The sequence below is a fragment of the Xanthobacter sp. BG11Y11_SDJG genome, from assembly GCF_057364445.1.
Window position 1 is genome coordinate 1 of sequence record NZ_JBNFNU010000592.1, and the last position, 1,786, is coordinate 1,786.

At 73.3% G+C, this 1,786-nt stretch carries 2 protein-coding genes; both read left to right on the forward strand.

The window, feature by feature from the left end; translation table 11 throughout:
* On the forward strand, positions 1-1,492 hold a 1,492-nt coding region (locus AC2W7M_RS24765; RefSeq protein WP_486135698.1), incomplete at its 5' end, for a carboxyl transferase domain-containing protein.
* A gap of 2 nt (positions 1,493-1,494) precedes the next feature.
* Positions 1,495-1,786 (forward strand): biotin carboxylase N-terminal domain-containing protein (locus tag AC2W7M_RS24770; RefSeq protein WP_486135700.1); only part of this gene is annotated, 292 nt, incomplete at its 3' end.

A 1,786-nucleotide genomic window follows, 5' to 3' on the forward strand; every position in this document is an offset into this window, starting at 1 on the left:
GGGCGGGCCGGCCGAGGCGGTGGCGCGCCACAAGGAGCGCGGCAAGCTGACCGCGCGCGAGCGCATCTCGCTCCTGCTCGACCCGGCGACCCCGTTCCTGGAGATCGGCCGGCTCGCTGCCCACGGCGTCTATGACGAGCCGGTCCCGGCGGCGGGCATCGTCACCGGCGTCGGCAGCGTCGGCGGGCGCCTCGTCATGATCATGGCGAACGACGCCACGGTGAAGGGCGGCACCTATTATCCCCTCACGGTGAAGAAGCAGATCCGCGCCCAGCAGGTGGCGCGGGAGAATGCCCTGCCCTGCGTCTACCTGGTGGATTCGGGCGGCGCCTTCCTGCCGCACCAGGAGGACATCTTCCCCGACGCGCACCATTTCGGCGCCATCTTCCGCAACATCGCCGAGATGTCCGCGCTGGGCCTGCCGCAGATCGCGGCCGTCATGGGCTCGTGCACCGCCGGCGGCGCCTACATCCCCGCCATGGCGGACGAGACGGTGATCGTGCGCGGCACCGGCACCATCTTCCTCGGCGGCCCGCAGCTGGTGCAGGCGGCGACCGGGGTTGTGGTGGAAGCCGAGACCCTCGGCGGGGCCGACGTGCACACCCGCCGCAGCGCGGTGGCCGACCATCTGGCCGAGGACGACGTGGAGGCGCTGTTCCTGGTGCGCGCCATCCTCGCCCGCGCCCCGGCGCCGCCTTTGCCCGGCCCGGACCTTCCGCCCGAGCCGCCGCTGAGCCCGGCCTCGGAGATCGCCGGCCTGATCCCGGCGAGCCCGCGCCAGCGCCTGCCCGCCCGCGAGATCCTCGCCCGCCTCATCGACGGCGGCCGGCTCGACGAGTACCGCGCGCGCTATGCCCGCACCATCATCTGCGGCACCGCCGCCATCGAGGGCTACCGCGTCGGCGTGCTCATGAACGACGGCGTGCTCTATGCCGAGAGCGCGCAGAAGGCGGCGAACTTCATCGAGCTGTGCTGCCAGCGCGGCGTGCCGCTGCTGTTCCTGCACAACATCAGCGGCTTCATGGTGGGCGAGGAATACGAGGCGGGCGGCATCGCCCGACACGGCGCGAAGCTGGTGAATGCGGTGGCGACCGCCGCGGTGCCGAAACTCAGCCTGCTGGTGGGCGGCAGCTACGGCGCCGGCAACTACGCCATGTGCGGGCGCGCCTTCGGCCCGCGCCTCATGGCCATGTGGCCCAATGCGCGCACCTCGGTGATGGGCGGCGAGCAGGCCGCGACCGTGCTCGGCCTGGTGCGCGAGGGCCAGCTGGCCAAGGCGGGGCGGACCTTCGACGCGGAGGAGCGGGCGCGCTTCGAGGCCCCCATCCGCGCCGCCTACGAGCGATCGAGCCACCCGCTCCACGCCGCCGCCCGCCTGTGGGTGGACGCGGTGATCGAGCCGGAGGAGACGCGCGCCTTCCTCGCCCTCGCCCTCGCCATGGCGAAAGGCGGCCCGAAGGGGGAGACCCGCTTCGGCGTGTTCCGGATGTAGCCATGATCGGCAAGCTCCTGATCGCCAACCGCGGCGAGATCGCCCGGCGCATCGCCCGCACCTGCGCGCGGCTCTCCATCCCCTATGTGGCGGTCTATTCCGACGCCGACCGCGGCGCGCCCCACCTGGAGGGGGCGGCGGACCTGGTGCGCATCGGCCCGGCACCGGCGGCGCGCTCCTATCTCGACGGGGCGGCGCTGATCCGCGCCGCGCGCGAGCGGGTGCCGACGCGATCCATCCCGGCGTCCGGTTTCCTCTCGGAGAATGCGGACTTCGCCGCCGCGGTGGAGGCAT